Below are 17582 nucleotides of genomic sequence, written 5' to 3' on the forward strand. Positions count from 1 at the left end.
TCAAGCAGTCGCTATTCCGATAGAATGTTCGTAGAATCCGATTCGTAAGTCGGAAATCAGGAAACCGGAGAAGAGGGAGCGAGCGCCATGTCGCGAGCAGCGATTCTCGAATCTCACCCCACCGAGTTCTTCCGCGGCCTCGTGCGCGACGCGATGCAGGCCCAAGGCATCGAATCCGCCGAGGAGACCGAGTACTACCTCGTCTCGCTGCTCGAGGCACACGTCCGCAAGCAAGGCGGACTCCTCGATGAGCCACTCGCGGTGACCTACCTCGAAGCCGAGTCCGGAGCACCCGCGGAGAGCTTCCAGAGGTACAAGAAGGTCGGCGACACGGCCCTTTTCGTGTCCGGCCTCTTCGTGGAATGTCTGGAGCGGACGGTCGTGCAGCCGACGTACTACGTCGAGCTCGGCCAGCTCGCGTACCGGCGGATCGCGGAGGTCGGAGCCGAGCGTGTTCGCGAGATGTTCGACACGCTCGCGACCCAGTTCGCCGACCTGGTCCGCGTCCTCGGAGCCATCAGCAGCCGCGAGCTCTTCACTACGGATCGCGACACCCTGCGAATCTACCGCCGCTGGCTCCTGACCCGAGGCGCCACGGACGCCACGGAACTCGTGCGCCGCGGGATCATCCCGGGCGAGCCGAGCGGGTTCCAGCACTGACTCCACCCGGGGACCGGGCCGAGTCGAGACCGGGAGGAACCGGCGTCAGCCCGTAGCGCTGGCGCGCTCGTAAGCCTCGGGCTTGCGAGCGATCATCACCGTGAAGAGCGATCGCGGCGATGTCTTGAAACGGCGGACGTCCTCGAGTTCGACCTCTTCGAGTAGCTCGCCGGCACCCAGTTTCGTACTCCAGCCCAGCTTTCGCGTGATCGGATCGAGCCGGTCGACGACCGACGATACGATGCGCCGGGGGCTGCGGAAATGGTTGATGATGACCAATCGGCCGCCCGGACGGCACACGCGCGCCATCTCCCGCATCATCGCCTGCGCATCCGGCACGACGCTGACCACGTGGAACGACGTCACGTAGTCGAAGGACGCATCCGGGAAATCCAGGGCCTGCGCATCACCGACCGCAAGCTCGACGTGCCCCCAGCCGCTCCGCTCGATCTTGCGCTGGGCACGCGTGAGCATGTCCTCCGCGAGATCGACACCGACCACTTCACAGTGCGGCGGGTACGCGGTCAGCGAGAGCCCCGTGCCCACACCTACCTCGAGAACGCGGCTACCGGGTTCGAGGTTCATCGACTGGATCACCTGATTGATCCGAGGCGAGAACACGTTCGTGAAGATCCGGTCGTATAGCACCGAGAACTGCGAGTAGATCTTGCTCTCGTGGGCAAGCTGCGTCGTCGTCGATATCATCGGTTCCTCCCCCTGAAGCGACTGCTTGCCTTCCTACCAGCCCCGAGCGCCTTGCGCGCCCCGACCAGGCGATCATCCCCTGAGGATCGCCGTCAGCAGATAGGAACATGCTACTCAGGCAGCCGCGGCGCCCCGCATTTGTCGCTTGAAGGAGGCGATGTCCTGTCTACGGAAACGCCACTGTCTTCCCGCTTTGAAAGCCGGCAAAATCTGCTTACGAGCGAACTCGTTCACACGATCAGGGCTCATGTCGAGCAGCCTCGCTACGTCGCGACTGTTGAGAAGTGCGTTTTCTCTTACAAGCATGACTCGAAGTCCCCTGAGTAGGGTGCCGAGTGGCTAACATGCCCCCGCGCGGAGGGTCAACCCGGCCCGATCTACCGTCCCTAAAGGGTATCATTTCATTGATATTCCAACAACTTACGTAATTCGGAAGAAAACCGCGCGGTGCGCGAGAGAAACCCTCGATAAATCGCCTGTGTAACGCCACGACAACTCCCGAGGGGCTCCGAGCCAACCCGATTTTCATCTTCCCCCCGGTCGAAAATAGCTCCTCAAAGGCCCCACAGGCTCAAATGCTGACCGCCGGGAGGCGCCCGCGGGCCAGTCGGAGGTCGTAGTAGATCCGGGTTCCGAAGACGGCTGTGACGACGGTCGTCACGATGCCGATGCACAGGGTCACAGCGAAGCCCTTCACCGGCCCGGAGCCGAACTGGAAGAGGATGAGGCCCGAGACAAAGGTCGTGATGTTCGAGTCGCGAATCGCAGCCCAGGCCCGCTCGTAGCCGGCCTCAAGAGATGCCCTCGGGGTCTTCCCGAGCCTCAACTCCTCACGAACCCGCTCGTTGATGAGCACGTTCGCGTCGACCGCCATCCCCATCGTGAGCACGATTCCCGCGATGCCCGGGAGGGTGAGCGTGGCACCGAAGGCCGCCAAAAGCGCCATCAGGAAGACTACGTTCATCGCGAGTGCCGCATCCGCCAGCAAGCCGGCGCCGCGGTAGTACCAGGCCATGAACAAAACGACGAGGACGCCACCGACGGCCAGCGAGATCACACCCTGACGGATCGAATCGCGACCAAGCGAGGGGCCCACGGTGCGCTCCTCGATGATCTTGATCGGGGCGGGAAGAGCGCCGGCGCGCAAAACGATGGCCAGATCCCGGGCTTCCTTGATGTCGAAGCTACCGGTGATCGAGGCCCTCCCCCCACCGATCCGCTCACGGATCACAGGAGCCGAGAATACCCGGCCATCGAGGACGATCGCCATGTTCCGCCCCACGTTTTCTGCCGTGAGGGCTTCGAACTGGGCGGAGCCGGCGTCGGTCAGAACGAGCTCGACGTACGGACCCTCGAGCTGCGTACCCGGCCGAACCCGTGCGTCGGCCACAGCCGCGCCGGTCATCTGAACCTTCTTGTCGAGCAAGTACTCCCTGGGGCCGCCGCCGGAGTTCGGCGAGGACGGCACCGTCACGGTGGCGCCCTCCCCTCCGGTGTTCACGAACTGGAACTCCAACACGGCGGTCTTACCGATGAGCTCCTTCGCACGCTGCGGGTCCTGGACGCCGGGCAGCTGCACGACGATGTCGCTGGCCCCCTGGCGCTGAATGATCGGCTCGGCGACACCGAATTGGTCGATCCGATTGCGGATTGTCTCGAGCGACTGGTCGAGCGCGAGCTTCTTGATCCGGTCGACCTCTCGCTTGTCCGGAGTGAGGGTCAGGTCCGCGAGAGAGGAGCCCGCCGACCCGATCTCCAGACTCGGAAAGCGCGTGGCAACGAATTCATCGAAGGCCTGGCGTTGTTCCGCCGACTCGAGATGAACGGTGAGAGCCGTCCCCTCGTGCTCGATCTCCTTCACGCCGATCTCTTCGTCGCGCAGCTCACGGGCGAGCTCCTCGCCGGTGCGACCGATGTTGTTCTCCACGGCCTTGTCGACCTCGACGGTGAACAGGAGATGGGTTCCCCCGCGGAGATCCAGGCCGAGCTGGATGGGATCTTCGGGCAGGAAGGACGGGGTCATCCCTGCGGGCAGCACGACCGGAAGCAGATACGCGAACGAGGCGATCGTGGCGACCAGCAGGGCAGCCAGGCGGTAGTTGACGTTGCCGGAGCTCATTTAGGACTTTTCCTCGGTCTTTCCGGGTCGGTTCACCTGACCGACGGCGCTGCGCGAGAGCTTGATCTGTACTTTGGGGGCGACCTCGACCTGAACGTCCCCCTCACCGAGCTTGACGATCTTACCGTGGATTCCGCCGGTGGAGATGATCGGATCCCCGACCTTCAGATTGTCGAGCATCTCCTGGGTCTCTTTCGCCTTCTTCTGCTGCGGTCGGATCAGCAAGAAGTAAAAGACGACCAGGATCAGCGCGAATGGGGCCATCTGAATCAGGGCGCCTGCGTCGGGTGCGTTCATTGGATCAGTTCCTTTCCCCGTCGGAAGCGGATGCCTCCGGACCGCCCGTGGCGGTCAGGAATGCCGCTGCCTCCTGCTCGAAACGCCCCTCGTCCAGGGCACTTCGCAGACGGGCCATACGACTCAAATAGAAGTGGAGATTGTGCGTGGTGAGCGCCCGCGCCGCCAGCATCTCGTTGGTCACGAAGAGGTGCCGGAGATAAGCGCGGCTGAAGCGCTCGCATGCCGCGCACGAGCACTCGGGATCGAGCGGTGCCGCATCCTCGCGGTGCGCAGAATTCCGGATAGCCAGCCGTCCCTCGGAAGTGAAGGCCATTCCGTTGCGTGCATTGCGCGTCGGAAGCACGCAGTCGAAGAGATCGAATCCCATTGCCGTGTATCGAACCAGTTCCTCGGGAGTCCCGACGCCCATGAGGTAGCGAGGGCGATCCTCGGGCAGGAGCGCCACCGTATGCGCCGCAACCTCGTAGGTCGCCTGACGGTCCTCCCCGACGGACAGGCCGCCCACTGCGTATCCGTCGAATCCGAGGTCGGCAAGCTCAGCCGCGCTCTGCTCACGCAGCGTCTTGTCCAGACCTCCCTGGACGATGGCGAAGACCTGCTGATCGGTGCGCGTGCGGGCCGCACGGGCTCGCTTGGCCCACCGCGTCGTCCGGGCCCGCGCCTCTTCGACCTCCGAGCGCGGCGCGTTCCCGGCGGCGCACTCGTCCAGGACCATGGCGACGTCGACACCGAGGTTCTCCTGAACCTCGATGATGTCCTCGGGCCGGAACCGGTGGCGGCTCCCGTCGACGTGGCTCTTGAACTCGACGCCGGACTCGTCGATCCGGCGGAGGTCCTTCAAGCTGAAGATCTGGAAACCGCCGCTGTCGGTCAGGATCGCCCGGTCCCATCCCATGAAGCGATGTAGCCCACCAAGCCGGGCAATCTGCTTCGATCCCGGGCGCAGCTCGAGGTGGTAGGCATTCGAGAGGATTATCTCGGCGCCGAGCCCCTCGATTTCCCAGGGCGCCATCGCCTTCACCGCACCATAGGTGCCGACGGGCATGAAAGCGGGCGTCTCAACCGAGCCGTGAGCGGTCCAAAGGCGCCCACGGCGGGCGCCCGATGCCTTGGCGCGTCCGAGGACCTCGAAACCCAGGGGCTGCGAGCCCTCCTGGGCCGAACTCTCTGGTGTCCCGGACGCCGCCATCCCGTCAGACTTAGCAGGGCCCGGCGCCGATTTCCGCGCGAGGCCGAGGGCTATGGGCCTGACCCAAGATGGGTCGCGGCGATCCTGGGTCAGGCTCCTAGGGCAGGACCACCATGGCGTCTCCGTAGCTGTAGAAGCGGTAGCCCCCCTCGAGCGCGGCTCGATAGGCCTGCTCGGTGTGCGCCGTTCCGGCGAATCCGCACACCAGCGACAGCAGCGAGGACTCCGGCAGGTGGAAGTTCGTGAGGAGCGCGTCGATGGCGCGAAACTCCGCACCGGGCCGCAACACGAGATCGGTCGTCTGGAGGCCCGCGGGCCACCCGCTGCGCGCAGCCGCTTCCAGCGCGCGGGTCGTCGTCGTCCCGACCGCGATCACGCGGCCCCGTCCCCGGGTCTCCGCGATGGCCTTGCGCGTCTCTTCGGGGACTTCGTAACGCTCGGGCTCGACCGCCAGCGTCTCACGCCCGGGCTGCCCGGCCATGAAGGTTGCCGGGCCGACGTGAAGTACGACCTCTGCGAACCGGACCCCACGCGCGGCCAGTTGCTTGAGGAGCCGCTCCGACAGATGGAGACCGGCGGTCGGCGCCGCCACTGAGCCGAGCTCGCGGGCGAAGACGGTCTGGTAGCGGTCGCGATCGACGTCGGTCGGCCCATTCGGACGAAGGATGTACGGAGGCAGAGGCGTTTCGCCGAACCGCTGCGCCAAAGCGAGTGGGGCCGCTCCCGCACCGAAAGAGATCTCCAACGTGCCAGCTTCGAGATGGATGATCTCGACCTTGTCCTCACTCGGGCCGTCGCGCCCCACGAGCCGAAGCGACTCACCTATGCGCAGCCGCCGCATCGGTCGTGCGATCGCACGCCACGTCGTAGGTGCCGTCTCCTCGAGGAGGAGGAGCTCCACCCTTCCGCCGGTTTCGCGCTCTGCCCGCAGCCGCGCGGGGAAGACCCGACTTCGGTTCGCGACCAGGAGATCGCCCTCTTCGAGCAGCCCCGGCAGGTCGACGATCCATCGATGGGAGGGGGAGCCGTCCCCCGATCGCGAGAGAACGAGCAGCTTCGCGCCGTCTCGCTCGGCCGCAGGCTCCTGCGCAATTCGATCCGGTGGAAGGTCGAACTCGAACGGACTAGTCCCCACTCTTGCCCTGGGCGTCGAGGAACGGCCGAACCAGGTCGATCGGAACCGGGAACAGCGTCGTCGAGTTGTTCGGTCCGGCGATCTCGCTGAGCGACTGGAGGTAGCGCAGCGTCAGGGCCATCGGGTGCGTCCCCAGCACGGCGGCGGCATCCGCGAGCTTCTGCGAGGCCTGGAACTCACCCTCGGCCGAGATCACCTTCGCTCGCCGCTCACGCTCCGCCTCCGCCTGCCGGGCGATCGCGCGCTGCATGTCGGTTGGAAGATCGATGTCCTTGATCTCGACCGTCGAGACCTTCACCCCCCACGGCTCGGTCTGCTGATCGACGATCGTCTGGATCTGTGCGTTCACCTTCTCGCGCTCGGCCAGAAGCTCATCGAGTTCCACCTGGCCACAGACACTGCGCAGCGTCGTCTGGCCGATCATGTTGGATGCATAGACGTAGTTCTCAATCGCGATGACGGCCGACTGTGGCTCGACGACGCGGAAGTACAGCACCGCGCTCACCTTCACTGACACGTTGTCGCGGGTGATGACCTCCTGCGCCGGGATGTCCATTGTCACCGTGCGCAGATCCACCCGCTGGATCGACTCGATCAGCGGAATCACAATGATGATGCCCGGGCCGCGAACCCCGACGCTCCGCCCGAGGCGGAAGATCACGCCACGCTCATATTCCTGGATGATCTTCACACCACTCATCACCAGCAAGACCAGGATCACGACAAATACGGCCAACGGGGTCATCATTCTTTTGTCCTCTCTCCGCCCAGCGGAGCCACGTGCAACGTGAGGCCATCAACTTCGAGCACCCGCGCAGGGCACCCCTCGTCGATCGGCTCGGCCGACTCGGCCTTCCAAATCTCGCCGTGAACGAAGATCGTTCCTCTCGGCGCAGCCCGAGTTCGCATCTCACCGACGCTCCCGACAAGGGCCTCCCTACCCGTCGTCGGACGGCCGCGCATCGCCCGCACGACCAATGTCGCAACCGTCAGCATCGCAAGCCCCACTGCAGCCGCTGCGCTCCCGATCAGCATTCGGTCCACGTAGACCCCGGGCTCCGACTCATCGAACAAGAACAGCGACCCGAGGACGAAGGCGATCACCCCAACGCCCCCCACGATCCCGAAGCTCGGAAGGAAGAGCTCGGCAACCAGGAGCGCCAGGCCCAGGACGATGAGAAGGACCCCCGTCGTGTCGATCGGCAAGATCTGAAACGACGCGAGCGAAATCGCGAGGCAGAGGCCGCCGACGAGACCCGGCACCAGCGTCCCCGGGTGCGAGAGCTCGAGGTAAAGCCCGAGCAACCCGGCGAGCATGAGCATGTACGCGATGCTCGGGTCGGCGAGGAGCATCAGAACCTCCTGCCGCAGCGTCATCTCCATGCGGACGAGCGTCGCCCCGGCGACGTGCAGCACCTGCTCCTTCTCCCCAATCGTCACTGTGCGGCCATCGGCCTTTGCCAGCAGGTCGTCGACGTCGGTCGCGATGAGATCGATCACGTTCTTCGCAAGAGCCTCGCGGTCGGTCGCGGACACCGCGCGACGCACCGCCCGCGTGGCCCATTGCGCGTTCCGGCCCCGTTGTTCCGCGATCGCTTTCGCGAAGGAGGCCGTAAAGCTCTTCACCTTGGCCCCCATCGCGCCGGCGATGTCCCCACCGCCACCTTCGACGGGCGTACTCGCGCCGATGTTCGTTCCGGGAGCCATCGCCGCGATGTTTGCGGCCATCACCACGAAAACCCCGGCGGACGCCGCGCCCGCTCCACCGGGCGCCACATAGGCAATTACGGGGACCGGCGAGGCCAACAGCGCCTTCACGATGGTTCGCGTCGACGTGAGGAGACCCCCAGGCGTGTCGATCTCGATCACGAGCGCCGCGGCCTTTTGCTCCTCCGCTGCCCGCAAGCCGTCGGCGATGAAGTCCGCGCTGGCTGGACTGATCGCGCCGTCGACGCGCAACCAGAGCACGCGCGGTGAAGCCTGCGCGTCGAGCGCGGCGAGCGCGAGCGGCAGGACGACGAACAGAAGAGCGCCGAGGCGCTTCAGCCGCCTGCCATCCCGAGACGCTGCATAACTTGCTGAATGTCTTCCCACACTTGCCTCTTGAAACTGGGGTTCCGCAGCAGGTGCGCCGGATGGAACGTCGGCATCAGCGCAATGCCATGGTACTCATGCCATTCGCCGCGCAAACGGGTGATCGGACGCGTCGTCTGCAGAAGAGTCTGCGCTGCGAACTTCCCGAGGGCGACGATCACTTCGGGCTTCACGAGTTCGATTTGACGGATCAGGAACGGGGAGCACGCCGACACCTCTTCCGGCTCCGGGTTGCGATTGTCCGGCGGCCGGCACTTCACGACGTTGCAGATGTAAACCTCGGAGCGATCGATCTTCATGCCCTTTTCGATGATGTCGGTGAGCAAGGCGCCGGCGCGCCCGACGAACGGCTGGCCTTGCTGGTCCTCATCGCGCCCCGGCCCCTCCCCCACGAAGACGATCCGTGCGTCCGGGTTCCCGGTGCCGAAGACAATCTGCGTTCGGGTCGCCGACAACCGACACCGAGAACAGTCGCCGAGTTCGGAGCGGAGCGCCCCCAGATCGGTCGCCGCCAGACCACCGGCCACGGCCTCGTCGGGCCGTACCGCGACCTGCGGCTCAGCAGCAGCGGCTCCGGGCAACTCGGGCGTGGCCTCGGCAGCTTCGCCCCTCGGCCACGCCAGGCTCGGCGTGAGCTCGTCGACACCCGACAGCGCCATCCATTCCACATGCGCGGCAAGATCGCGTGCGAGACTCCGGATGACTTGTGACATCTCAGAGGAGATCCTACGCTAACCATCGCAAATGTCACAACTCGCGCTTCTTCTCGCAGCCGCCGCTGCCATCGTTCTCGCCCCAAGCGACGCCTGGGCCTGGGGACCGGTCACACACCTCGTCCACGGGGCCATGCTCCTTGAGCGGCTGCCCATGCTGCCGCCGGACGTTGCCTCACTGCTGGCGAGGTTTCCGTACGAGTACCTTTACGGGTGCATCGGCGCCGACATCGTCCAGGCGAAGAAGTTCACGAAGAGCCTCTACACCCACTGCCACCACTGGCGCACCGGGTGGGAGGTCCTCGACGGCGCGACGACCGAAAGCGAGCAGGCCTTCGCCCGCGGGTATCTCTCGCACCTGGCGAGCGACACCTTCTCCCACAACTACTACTTGCCCGTCCGCCTGATCAGCAGCTTCCGCTCCACCTCGATGCAACACGTCTACTGGGAGGCACGATTCGACGCGAACCAGGCCGAAGAGAGGTGGCCCCTGCTCACTCTGGTCGCCTCGAATCTCTATCCGCACTGCGACGAGCTCGTGGAACGCATCGTCGAGCGAACCCTGTTCTCCTTCCGAACCAACAAGCGCATCTTCGACTCGCTACTCGCGCTCCAGCGGCTCGAGTACTGGCAAACCGTCATGCAGCGAGCGACCGATAGCCAACGCCATCCCCTGCCCCGCGAAGACATCGAGCGGTTCAACGGACTGTGCGCAAACGCAATCGTCGACCTGATGCAGAACGGCCGCGGCGCGGCCTGCCAGGCGGACGATCCGACCGGCCAAGAAAACCTCGACCGCGCCAAACGCATTCGGAACCGGCTCCGAGGATTGGCGCGGCGTGGGGTTCTCGACGAGGAGCGCGAACGCGAGATTCTCGCGAGCGCTATCCCCCCGCTCGAAGCATCGCTCGGGTCACCGAGCTAGCGGCACGCAGTCGAACGACGGCGGCGAGCGCTCAACCCGGACGGCCCTTCAGCCGGCCTTGCTTGATTTGCGCTTCGGGCTCGTCTCGGACTTGGCGCGCAGGGTAACCACACGAGACAGGATCGCGTCGGCAACTTCGTCCTTCGCGAGCATGGGCAAGGACTCCTGCCCGTTCGCGTCGATCAGCGTCACGACGTTCGTGTCCACGTCGAAGCCGGCCCCTTCCGCCGTCACGTCGTTTGCGACGATCAGGTCGAGAGCCTTCCGGTCGAGCTTGCCGCGTGCACGCTCTTCGACGTCGGTCGTCTCGGCGGCAAAGCCCACGACGATTCGACCGCCGCCTCTCGGGACCGCCGTCGCAACCACATCCGGCGTGGCTTCGAGCGCGAGGTTCGACGCTCCGCCCTTCTTCGCCGACTTCTCGGAATCACGATCGGCCGGACGGTAGTCCGCGACAGCGGCCGCCGCCACGACCACGGTGGAACTAGCGGATTCGCGACGAACCACTTCCGCCATGTCCTCCGCTGTTTCTACGCGAATCGTCGTGACGCCGCGGGGGTCGGGCAACCCGCAGGGTCCCGCGACGAGAACTACCCGCGCCCCGCGCCGAGCGGCCGCGCGCGCGACGGCGAAGCCCATCTTCCCGGAGGACCGATTCGACAGGAAGCGAACCGGATCGAGGTACTCCCGCGTCGGGCCCGCAGTGACCACTACCGCCTCACCGCGAAGATCATCGGGCGCGAGCGCCGCGGCCACCGCTTCGAGCAGAACGTCCGCATCCGGCAACCGACCGGGCCCATCGTAGCCGCACGCGAGTGCGCCCGAGTCCGGTTCGACCACGGCCCAACCGTGCGTGGTCAGCTTGGTCAGGTTCTCTTGTACGATCGCGTTCTCGTACATGTGGACGTTCATCGCCGGAGCTACGACGACCGGCGCGCGGGTGGCGAGCAGAACCGTCGTGAGGAGATCGTCCGCCATTCCACAGGCCGCCTTGGCGACGAGGTTCGCCGTCGCGGGCGCCAGGAGGATCACGTCGACGTTGTCCGCAAGATCGATGTGACCGATCTCCGACTCTTGCGTGAGGTCGAACAACTCCGTCGCGACGGCCTCTCCGGACACGGTCTGGAGCGAGAGCGGTGTCACGAACTCCTGCGCCGCCCGCGTGAGGACGACCCGCACCCGTGCTCCGGCTTGGCGGAGCGCGCGCACGATCTCCGGGGCCTTATAAGCGGCGATCCCGCCGCTTACCCCGAGCAATACGGTCTTGCCGTCGAGCCTCACGCCGACTCCTCCGACGAGGCCGCTTCACGAACGTCTGCTAGCGAGAGCTTCAGACGCGACATCGACCACATACCCATCAGCACAATCACGACGAGTTGCACGAGCCAACTCAAGACGCCGAAGGTGAAGCCCATAGATTTCGGAATGTCGAAGAGCCCGAGCGCCACCTCCGAGCCCGCCCAGAACACCCCAATGAAACCCGGCGCAGAAGGCACCGAGACGGCCAGCGCGACAATGACCGTCGTGGCGAAACCCAGAGCGATCAGCGGAGCGTCGATGTCGAGTGCGAGCGCAACCGCCATGAAACTGCTGACGGTCAGGAGCCAGATGACGGTCGTGAAGACAAACACCGGCACGAGCACTCTCATGTCTGCGAGCCCGGCGAGACTGCGCAAGAAACCGCGACCGGCCTCGCGCAGGATCCCGCCAAGGAACTCCGGCAACCAGCCTGCGACGACGTCGAGTTTCTGCTCGAGCCAGGGCGCCAGCCGGATCACGAGAACGACACCCGCGAGCGCCACGCCGACGCCGGCAGCGACGAAGCTGGTCTTGCCTTGAAGGAAATCGGCCTGCGGCACGAGGACCAACGTTAGGACCGCGAACAGACCGAGCATGATCAGATCACACAGGCGCTCGAGCGCGACCGTCGCGAGAGCCGCAGGAATGCTCACATAGCCGGACCGAGCGACGACAATCGGCTTGATCGCTTCGCCGGCACGCAGCGGCAACACCATGTTGCCCATGAACCCGATGTTCGTCGCGTCAAAGACGGGGGTGTCCCCGATCGGCCCGAGAGTCTCCAGGAGGATGCGCCAACGGCGTGCTCGCAGCCAAAGCGAACCGACGCTCGAGGCCACCAGGGGAATCAGCCAGATCAGGCGCGCATCGCCTAGGTCGTGAAGGAACTCGCCGAATTCGACGCCGGCCAGGCTGTACCAAAGCGCCGCCGCGGTGATGATCAGCGAGACTGCGATCTGAATGGCTCGACTCACGCGCCGCGGGACGACGGTTCGGCCGCGACGATGCCGACCATGTCGGAGAGCTGGCTCGCGAGTTCGGTAAAGACCCGTGCGGCGTCTGAGTCGGGTGCAGCGGCTACGATGGGCTGGCCTCCGTCACCGTGCTCGCGGACCGCCGCTTCGACGGGAATTCGCGCGAGGACCGGAAGGCCCGACGCCTCTGCTACGCGGTCGCCGCCCCCGTGCCCGAAGAGCGCCTCCTGTGCCCCGCACTCCGGACAGCGAAAGTGACTCATGTTCTCGATCACGCCGAGCATCGGAACCTGAACCTGACCGAACATTCGGAGCCCGCGCATCACGTCGCGCACCGCGACCTCCTGCGGCGTCGTGACGAGCACGGCCCCGCTGAGCGGCACCTGCTGCGCGAGCGTCAGTTGGGCATCCCCCGTCCCGGGCGGCAGATCGATCACGAGGATGTCGAGCGAGCCCCACATGCAGTCGCGCAGGAATTGCTGCAACAGTCCCGCGACCATGGGCCCGCGCCAGATGACGGGCGATTCCTCGTCCAGGAAGAAGCCCATCGAAACGCACTTCACTCCGTGCTGGACGACGGGATGGAACTTGTTCTCACCGGCTGCCTTAGGCCGCTGCTGAACCCCCATGAGGATCGGAAGGCTCGGACCGTAGACGTCGGCATCGAGCAGGCCCGTCTGGAAGCCGGCCTCGGCAAACGCACAGGCCAGGTTCGTGGCAACGGTCGATTTGCCCACCCCACCCTTGGCACTGGAAACGGCAATCACCGCTTTCACGTCCGGAAGCAGGATCTTGTCCGGCGTCGCTGGAGCCGCCGCCGGGGCCTGCGGCCTAGCCGCCGGCGCGGCGACTCGGATCTCGAGCCGAAGGCCCAGCGGAGCGAGGGCTGCCGCCATGTCGGTCTGCATCTGCTCGGGCGGCTCCGTGCGCCCGGCGGGCAGGCGGAGGTTCACCCGAATGGCACCGTCGAGGCCCTCCAGGCCCGCCACCATGCCCAAAGTCACGATGTCCCGAGGGAACCCGGGGTACGTAACGGAACGGAGTGCTTCCTTCGCGTCTTCGAGACTGGCCTTGTCGTCGCTCATGGGCTCGGTTACCCCCTAACACAGGGGTTTCACGGCAACCAAAGAAGTGCTGCGAGCCTCACCGAACACGCTCCTCATGACCCTTCCTTCGACCGGAACTGCGACGCGGGCCGCGTCGACACCCGCGCCCCTGGCGCTGGTGTCCGAAGAGATGACACTCGTCGAGAAGCGCGTCTTGGAGCTATCGACCTCGCGCGAGCAGAAGTTGACCGACATCGCAGCCGATCTGATCGGTTCCGGCGGCAAGCGCGTCCGCCCGGCCCTGGCACTCATGGTCTTCCGGGCCGCCGGCGGTCAAGATCCGACCGACGTCATCGACATCGGCGCCGCGCTCGAGCTCATTCACTCCGCGACGCTGCTCCACGACGACATCCTCGATTCGGGAATGACCCGGCGGGGCTCCCCCTCGCCGCTCGCCCGATATGGCGTCGGCCCGACCCTGGTCACGGGGGACTTCCTGTTCAGCCGCGCCTTTGGGGTCGCGGGACGGTTCGACGCGATGATCGTCGGCTGGGCAACGGACGCCTGCACGCAGCTCTGCGAAGGCGAGATCCTGCAGCAGCGCTTCCAGCACAATCCGGAAGTCACCGTCGACGACTACCTGCAGATCGCCGAGGCCAAGACGGCCTCGCTCTTCAGCCAGGCGGCACGCATCGGAGCCCACCTTGCCGGAGCGTCACCGAGCCTCGTCGATGCGATGTATCGACTCGGCTACGAGATCGGGATCGGCTTCCAGATGGTCGACGACCTCTTGGACGTCGTCGGGCCCGAGGAACTGATCGGCAAGCCGGTCGGCAGCGACATCCGCGAAGGATCCCCCGCGCTGCCCACGGTGCTCGGCCTCTCGCACCTCCCCGAACTCCGTCGCGCATTCCTCGACAAGGAACCGAGCGTGGACGCGATCACCCGAGCGGTGCAGGAACTCCGTGACTCGGACGTCCTCGCGGAAGTGCGGCGCATCGCAACCGGGCGAATCCACGCGGCGCGCGAACAGATTGCTCTTCTGCCCAGATCGGAGTTTCGCGAAGGGCTCGAAGAGCTCTGCGAGATGCTCCTCGAACGCACCGGCTGAAGGAGAGAGCCATGCCGCGCGATCGCTTCCAACGCGAAATCGACTACCTGCGGATCTCCCTCACTGACCACTGCAACCTGCGCTGCGTCTACTGTATGCCTCTGACCGAGGTGAGCTATGCGCCGCCCGCGACCGCACTCAATCCGGAAGAGATCGAGCGCGTGGTGCGCGCCGCCGCCAGCATCGACTTTCGGAAGATAAGGCTCACCGGCGGCGAGCCGACCCTCCGCCCAGACCTCGTCGACATCGTGAAGCGAATCTCCCGCGTGTCGGGAATCGAAGACGTCGCGATGACGACAAACGGCATCCTGCTCTCTCGGATGGCCGTCACGCTGAAGCGGGCCGGCCTGAAACGCGTGAACATTCACGTCGACACGCTCAACCCGGAGCGGCTATCCCGCCTGATGCGGTGGGGAAAGCTCGACGACATCCAGCGCGGCATCGATGCCGCGGTCAATGCCGGCTTTTCGCCGCTGAAGCTGAACTGCGTCGTAACCAAGGGGTTCAACGAGGAAGACGTGGTCGACATGGCCCGTCTGACCCTGGAACGAGACTGGCACGTCCGGTTCATCGAGCTGATGCCGCTCGGTGGTGGCGAGTGCGCCAAGATATCGGTCGACCGGTACGTCTCGAACGTGGACACCCGCCGGCGGATCGAAGAGGAGCTCGGGCCCCTCGAACGCGTGGAGCCGACCAACCCATCGGACGAGTCGAAGAACTTCCGGCTGGGCAACGGGTCGGGCATCGTCGGCTTCATCAGCCCCGTCTCGGAGCCCTACTGTGGAAGCTGCAACCGGATGCGGCTCACGTCCGACGGGCGCTTCCATCTGTGTCTGCTCAAAGACGACGAGCTCGACGTACAGGCCGCGCTACGCCGCGGTGCAGACGAAGCCGAGCTCGCCGAGATCCTCCTCGCGGCTGTCGGCGCCAAGCCTACGGGCCACTCCCTGGCCGAAGGCCACTCCACGCTCGACCGCTCGATGCACCATCTCGGAGGCTGACCCCACATGACGACCCGAGCGCAACCGGAAGCCGGCGCCCCGGAGCTCGTGATCGTGGGAGCCGGACCGGTCGGCCTATTCGCAGCGTACTACGCCGGCTTCCGCGGGCTGCGGTGGTTGATCCTCGAGTCACTCCCGTTCGTCGGTGGACAGATCGCAACGTTCTACGCCCAGAGCGCGATCTACGACGTGCCGGGCTTTCCGGAAGTCCGCGGCGACGAGCTCCTGCAACGCCTCGAAGCTCAGGCGCGAAGCTTTGCCGGCGAAATTCGGCTGGGCACCCGTGTCACCGGGTACGAGAGGACCAAGGGCGGTATTCGCATCGCCTGGTCGAGAGAGAACGAGGAGTGCGAGCCGGAACCGATCGAGGTCCCGGCAATCCTGCTGACGACGGGCATCGGCCGCTTCGCCCCCCAACCGATGCCGGACCCGCAGATCCAATCGTGGAACGGCAAGGGCCTGACCTACCACCTCGACGACCCGACGCGTCTTTCGGGGCGACGCGCTCTCGTCGCCGGCGGCACGCAGCGCGGCGTCGAGATCGCCCTCGCCCTCGCCGAAGCGGGCGCCGAGACCACGCTCATCCACCGCCGCGACCGGCTCGCGATCCCACAGGACCTGAGAGACCGCTTCGATGCATCGGCGGTCTCCTTCCGGCCGCACCGCGAACTGGCCGCAATCGAGGGCTCGGCCACGGTCGAGCGCGCGATTCTCTCGGACCGTCGAGACGGCACCTCCGAAACCGTTGAAGTCGACGCCATAATCCCCTGCTTTGGATTTGCCGCCCACCGCGACGATCTCGCCGGGCTCGGTACGACCGCCGTCGACGGAGCGATCACCGTAGACTCCACCATGGCAGCCGCGCCAGGGGTCTGGGCGGCTGGGGATGCCGCGAGCTACCCCGGAAAAGTCCGCGTACTCGCTGCGGACTTCGGGGAGGCCTGTACCGCGGTCAACAACCTCACGAGCGCGCTCGTCCCCGACGCCCCCGTCTTCCCCGGCTATAGCTCCCACCGCGCCGGGGCGGCCCGACGCCCCGAGTAGCCTGCACTTGCCCCGCTGCGGTGCTACGTTGAGCGAGCACCATGACCGCCGAAGAGATCCGACAGAAGATCGAGACCACGATCGAGGGCGCCAGCGCAGAGGTCCGTGACTACACGGGCAGCGGTGACCACTTCGAGGTCCTCGTGATCAGCAATGCCTTCGACGGCAAGCCCTTGGTGAAGCGACACAAGATGGTCTACGAGGCGCTCGGCGCCGCCGTAGACGGCACGAACATCCACGCACTCGCATTGAAGACCCTTACTCCGGCCCAGGCCTCCCAGGCCTGAGTCCGGCCGTCACCCGACAGAGAGAGAACGACTATGGCCGAGAACGCTGCGGATCGAATCCAGAAGACCATCGACGACAATCGCGTCGTGATCTACATGAAGGGGACGCCGACGTTCCCGATGTGTGGATTCTCAGCCGCCACGATCGAGATCTTCAACGAGATCGGTGTGCCTTACGAGACTGTCGACGTCCTCACCGACCCAGAAATTCGCGAGGGCATCAAGCGGTTCTCCGAGTGGCCGACGATCCCGCAGGTCTACGTGAAGGGCGAGTTCGTGGGTGGCTGCGACATCATCCGTGAGATGCACGAGAGCGGCGAGCTCGCGCCGCTCGTCCAGCAAGCGCTGCAGTAGGCGACCGCTCAGTCGGCCGACGCGCGTTCGACCACGGCGGCGTACACACGCTCGAACTCATTGGCTGCGTGCTGCGTCGTGCTGGAGTTGTCGATGACGAAGTCGGCGAGTGCGGCCTTCTCTTCGACCGGCATCTGCGAGCGGATACGGTCCTCCGCTTCTTCACGAGAGAGACCGTTGCGGCCGGCCATGCGCTCGATCTGCGTCTCGCGGTCCGTGCGCACGACGACCAGAGGTCGCCAGGCGTCGACGTTTCCATTCTCGATGAGAAGCGCCGACTCGTAGACGACGAACGGAGCAACGCTCGCCTCCGCCGCGCGGAAGCGCTCGGCGATCAGTGCGCCGATGCGCGGATGCGTGATGGCCATCAGTCGCCGCCGCAAGCCGTCGTCGGCGAACACGATCTTTCCCAGGGCCGGCCGATCCAGGCTGCCATCCGGCGCGAGGATGCCCTCGCCGAACTCCGCAACCACGTCTGCGAGCCCCTCGCTCCCGGGCGAGACCGCGTCGCGAGCCGCCACGTCATCGTCAATGACCGGGACGTGGCGCTCCTCGAACAGCCGGCCGATCAGGCTCTTCCCGCAGGCGATTCCCCCCGTCAAACCTACCCGAAGCACGGTCGCCTC

At 65.7% G+C, this 17582-nt stretch carries 20 protein-coding genes; 7 read left to right on the forward strand and 13 right to left on the reverse strand.

Annotated elements, in window-relative coordinates; all coding sequences use genetic code 11:
• Window positions 1-87: 87 nt before the first annotated feature.
• Window positions 88-660: a hypothetical protein gene (locus P8R42_22180; protein MDG2307303.1), complete on the forward strand. Its 573-nt coding sequence runs from the start codon at window positions 88-90 to the stop codon at window positions 658-660.
• 45 nt (window positions 661-705) lie between these two features.
• Here the strand turns inward: P8R42_22180 and P8R42_22185 are convergent, their stop codons facing one another.
• The 9 genes from P8R42_22185 to P8R42_22225 all read right to left on the reverse strand — a co-directional run bounded on the left by P8R42_22185 (window position 706) and on the right by P8R42_22225 (window position 8915).
• On the reverse strand, window positions 706-1365 hold the full coding sequence (locus tag P8R42_22185) for a methyltransferase domain-containing protein (protein ID MDG2307304.1): 660 nt from the start codon (window positions 1363-1365) through the stop codon (window positions 706-708).
• Between the two features lie 114 nt (window positions 1366-1479).
• Window positions 1480-1671: a helix-turn-helix domain-containing protein gene (locus tag P8R42_22190; GenBank protein ID MDG2307305.1), complete on the reverse strand. Its 192-nt coding sequence runs from the start codon at window positions 1669-1671 to the stop codon at window positions 1480-1482.
• 265 nt (window positions 1672-1936) lie between these two features.
• The gene (secD, locus tag P8R42_22195; protein ID MDG2307306.1) at window positions 1937-3484 is read right to left on the reverse strand and encodes a protein translocase subunit SecD; all 1548 of its coding nucleotides are present in this window, start codon (window positions 3482-3484) and stop codon (window positions 1937-1939) included.
• Window positions 3485-3781 carry a preprotein translocase subunit YajC gene (gene yajC / locus P8R42_22200; GenBank protein MDG2307307.1) on the reverse strand — a complete coding sequence of 99 codons (297 nt, stop codon included), beginning with the start codon at window positions 3779-3781 and terminating at the stop codon, window positions 3485-3487.
• A gap of 4 nt (window positions 3782-3785) precedes the next feature.
• Window positions 3786-4973, reverse strand: a complete 1188-nt coding sequence (gene tgt, locus P8R42_22205) for a tRNA guanosine(34) transglycosylase Tgt (protein ID MDG2307308.1) — start codon at window positions 4971-4973, stop codon at window positions 3786-3788.
• Between the two features lie 97 nt (window positions 4974-5070).
• Window positions 5071-6108 (reverse strand): tRNA preQ1(34) S-adenosylmethionine ribosyltransferase-isomerase QueA, encoded by a 1038-nt coding sequence (queA, locus tag P8R42_22210; protein MDG2307309.1) that lies wholly within the window; start codon window positions 6106-6108, stop codon window positions 5071-5073.
• Entirely contained in the window at window positions 6098-6853 is a 756-nt protein-coding gene (locus P8R42_22215; protein ID MDG2307310.1) for a slipin family protein, read from the reverse strand. Before P8R42_22215 ends, queA begins: the two co-directional genes overlap by 11 nt.
• Window positions 6853-8202: a nodulation protein NfeD gene (locus P8R42_22220; protein MDG2307311.1), complete on the reverse strand. Its 1350-nt coding sequence runs from the start codon at window positions 8200-8202 to the stop codon at window positions 6853-6855. The genes P8R42_22215 and P8R42_22220 overlap by 1 nt, the downstream gene beginning before the upstream one ends.
• Window positions 8151-8915, reverse strand: coding sequence for a uracil-DNA glycosylase (locus P8R42_22225; GenBank protein MDG2307312.1), 765 nt, complete (start codon window positions 8913-8915; stop codon window positions 8151-8153). Before P8R42_22225 ends, P8R42_22220 begins: the two co-directional genes overlap by 52 nt.
• Before the next feature lie 31 nt (window positions 8916-8946).
• Between P8R42_22225 and P8R42_22230 the strand changes: the two genes are divergently transcribed.
• Entirely contained in the window at window positions 8947-9840 is an 894-nt protein-coding gene (locus tag P8R42_22230; GenBank protein MDG2307313.1) for a zinc dependent phospholipase C family protein, read from the forward strand.
• Between the two features lie 48 nt (window positions 9841-9888).
• Here P8R42_22230 and coaBC read toward each other — a convergent pair whose 3' ends face one another.
• The 3 genes from coaBC to P8R42_22245 are packed head-to-tail and all read right to left on the reverse strand — an operon-like array spanning window position 9889 to window position 13198.
• A complete protein-coding gene (coaBC, locus tag P8R42_22235) occupies window positions 9889-11121 on the reverse strand; it encodes a bifunctional phosphopantothenoylcysteine decarboxylase/phosphopantothenate--cysteine ligase CoaBC (protein MDG2307314.1) in 1233 nt (410 codons plus the stop codon).
• Window positions 11118-12113, reverse strand: a complete 996-nt coding sequence (locus P8R42_22240) for a lysylphosphatidylglycerol synthase transmembrane domain-containing protein (protein MDG2307315.1) — start codon at window positions 12111-12113, stop codon at window positions 11118-11120. Before P8R42_22240 ends, coaBC begins: the two co-directional genes overlap by 4 nt.
• Entirely contained in the window at window positions 12110-13198 is a 1089-nt protein-coding gene (locus P8R42_22245; GenBank protein MDG2307316.1) for an Mrp/NBP35 family ATP-binding protein, read from the reverse strand. The genes P8R42_22240 and P8R42_22245 overlap by 4 nt, the downstream gene beginning before the upstream one ends.
• Before the next feature lie 76 nt (window positions 13199-13274).
• Here P8R42_22245 and P8R42_22250 point away from each other — a divergent pair, with 76 nt between their 5' ends.
• The 5 genes from P8R42_22250 to grxD are packed head-to-tail and all read left to right on the forward strand — an operon-like array spanning window position 13275 to window position 16956.
• Window positions 13275-14270, forward strand: coding sequence for a polyprenyl synthetase family protein (locus tag P8R42_22250; GenBank protein ID MDG2307317.1), 996 nt, complete (start codon window positions 13275-13277; stop codon window positions 14268-14270).
• A gap of 11 nt (window positions 14271-14281) precedes the next feature.
• Window positions 14282-15271 (forward strand): GTP 3',8-cyclase MoaA, encoded by a 990-nt coding sequence (gene moaA, locus P8R42_22255; protein ID MDG2307318.1) that lies wholly within the window; start codon window positions 14282-14284, stop codon window positions 15269-15271.
• Between the two features lie 6 nt (window positions 15272-15277).
• The gene (locus tag P8R42_22260) at window positions 15278-16315 is read left to right on the forward strand and encodes an NAD(P)/FAD-dependent oxidoreductase (protein ID MDG2307319.1); all 1038 of its coding nucleotides are present in this window, start codon (window positions 15278-15280) and stop codon (window positions 16313-16315) included.
• A gap of 41 nt (window positions 16316-16356) precedes the next feature.
• Window positions 16357-16602, forward strand: coding sequence for a BolA/IbaG family iron-sulfur metabolism protein (locus P8R42_22265; protein ID MDG2307320.1), 246 nt, complete (start codon window positions 16357-16359; stop codon window positions 16600-16602).
• 33 nt (window positions 16603-16635) lie between these two features.
• Window positions 16636-16956 (forward strand): Grx4 family monothiol glutaredoxin, encoded by a 321-nt coding sequence (gene grxD / locus P8R42_22270; GenBank protein ID MDG2307321.1) that lies wholly within the window; start codon window positions 16636-16638, stop codon window positions 16954-16956.
• A gap of 8 nt (window positions 16957-16964) precedes the next feature.
• Here the strand turns inward: grxD and coaE are convergent, their stop codons facing one another.
• On the reverse strand, window positions 16965-17573 hold the full coding sequence (coaE, locus tag P8R42_22275) for a dephospho-CoA kinase (GenBank protein MDG2307322.1): 609 nt from the start codon (window positions 17571-17573) through the stop codon (window positions 16965-16967).
• Window positions 17574-17582 lie beyond the last annotated feature (9 nt).

The organism is Candidatus Binatia bacterium (assembly GCA_029243485.1).
Classification (GTDB): Bacteria; Desulfobacterota; Binatia; order UBA12015; family UBA12015; genus VGTG01.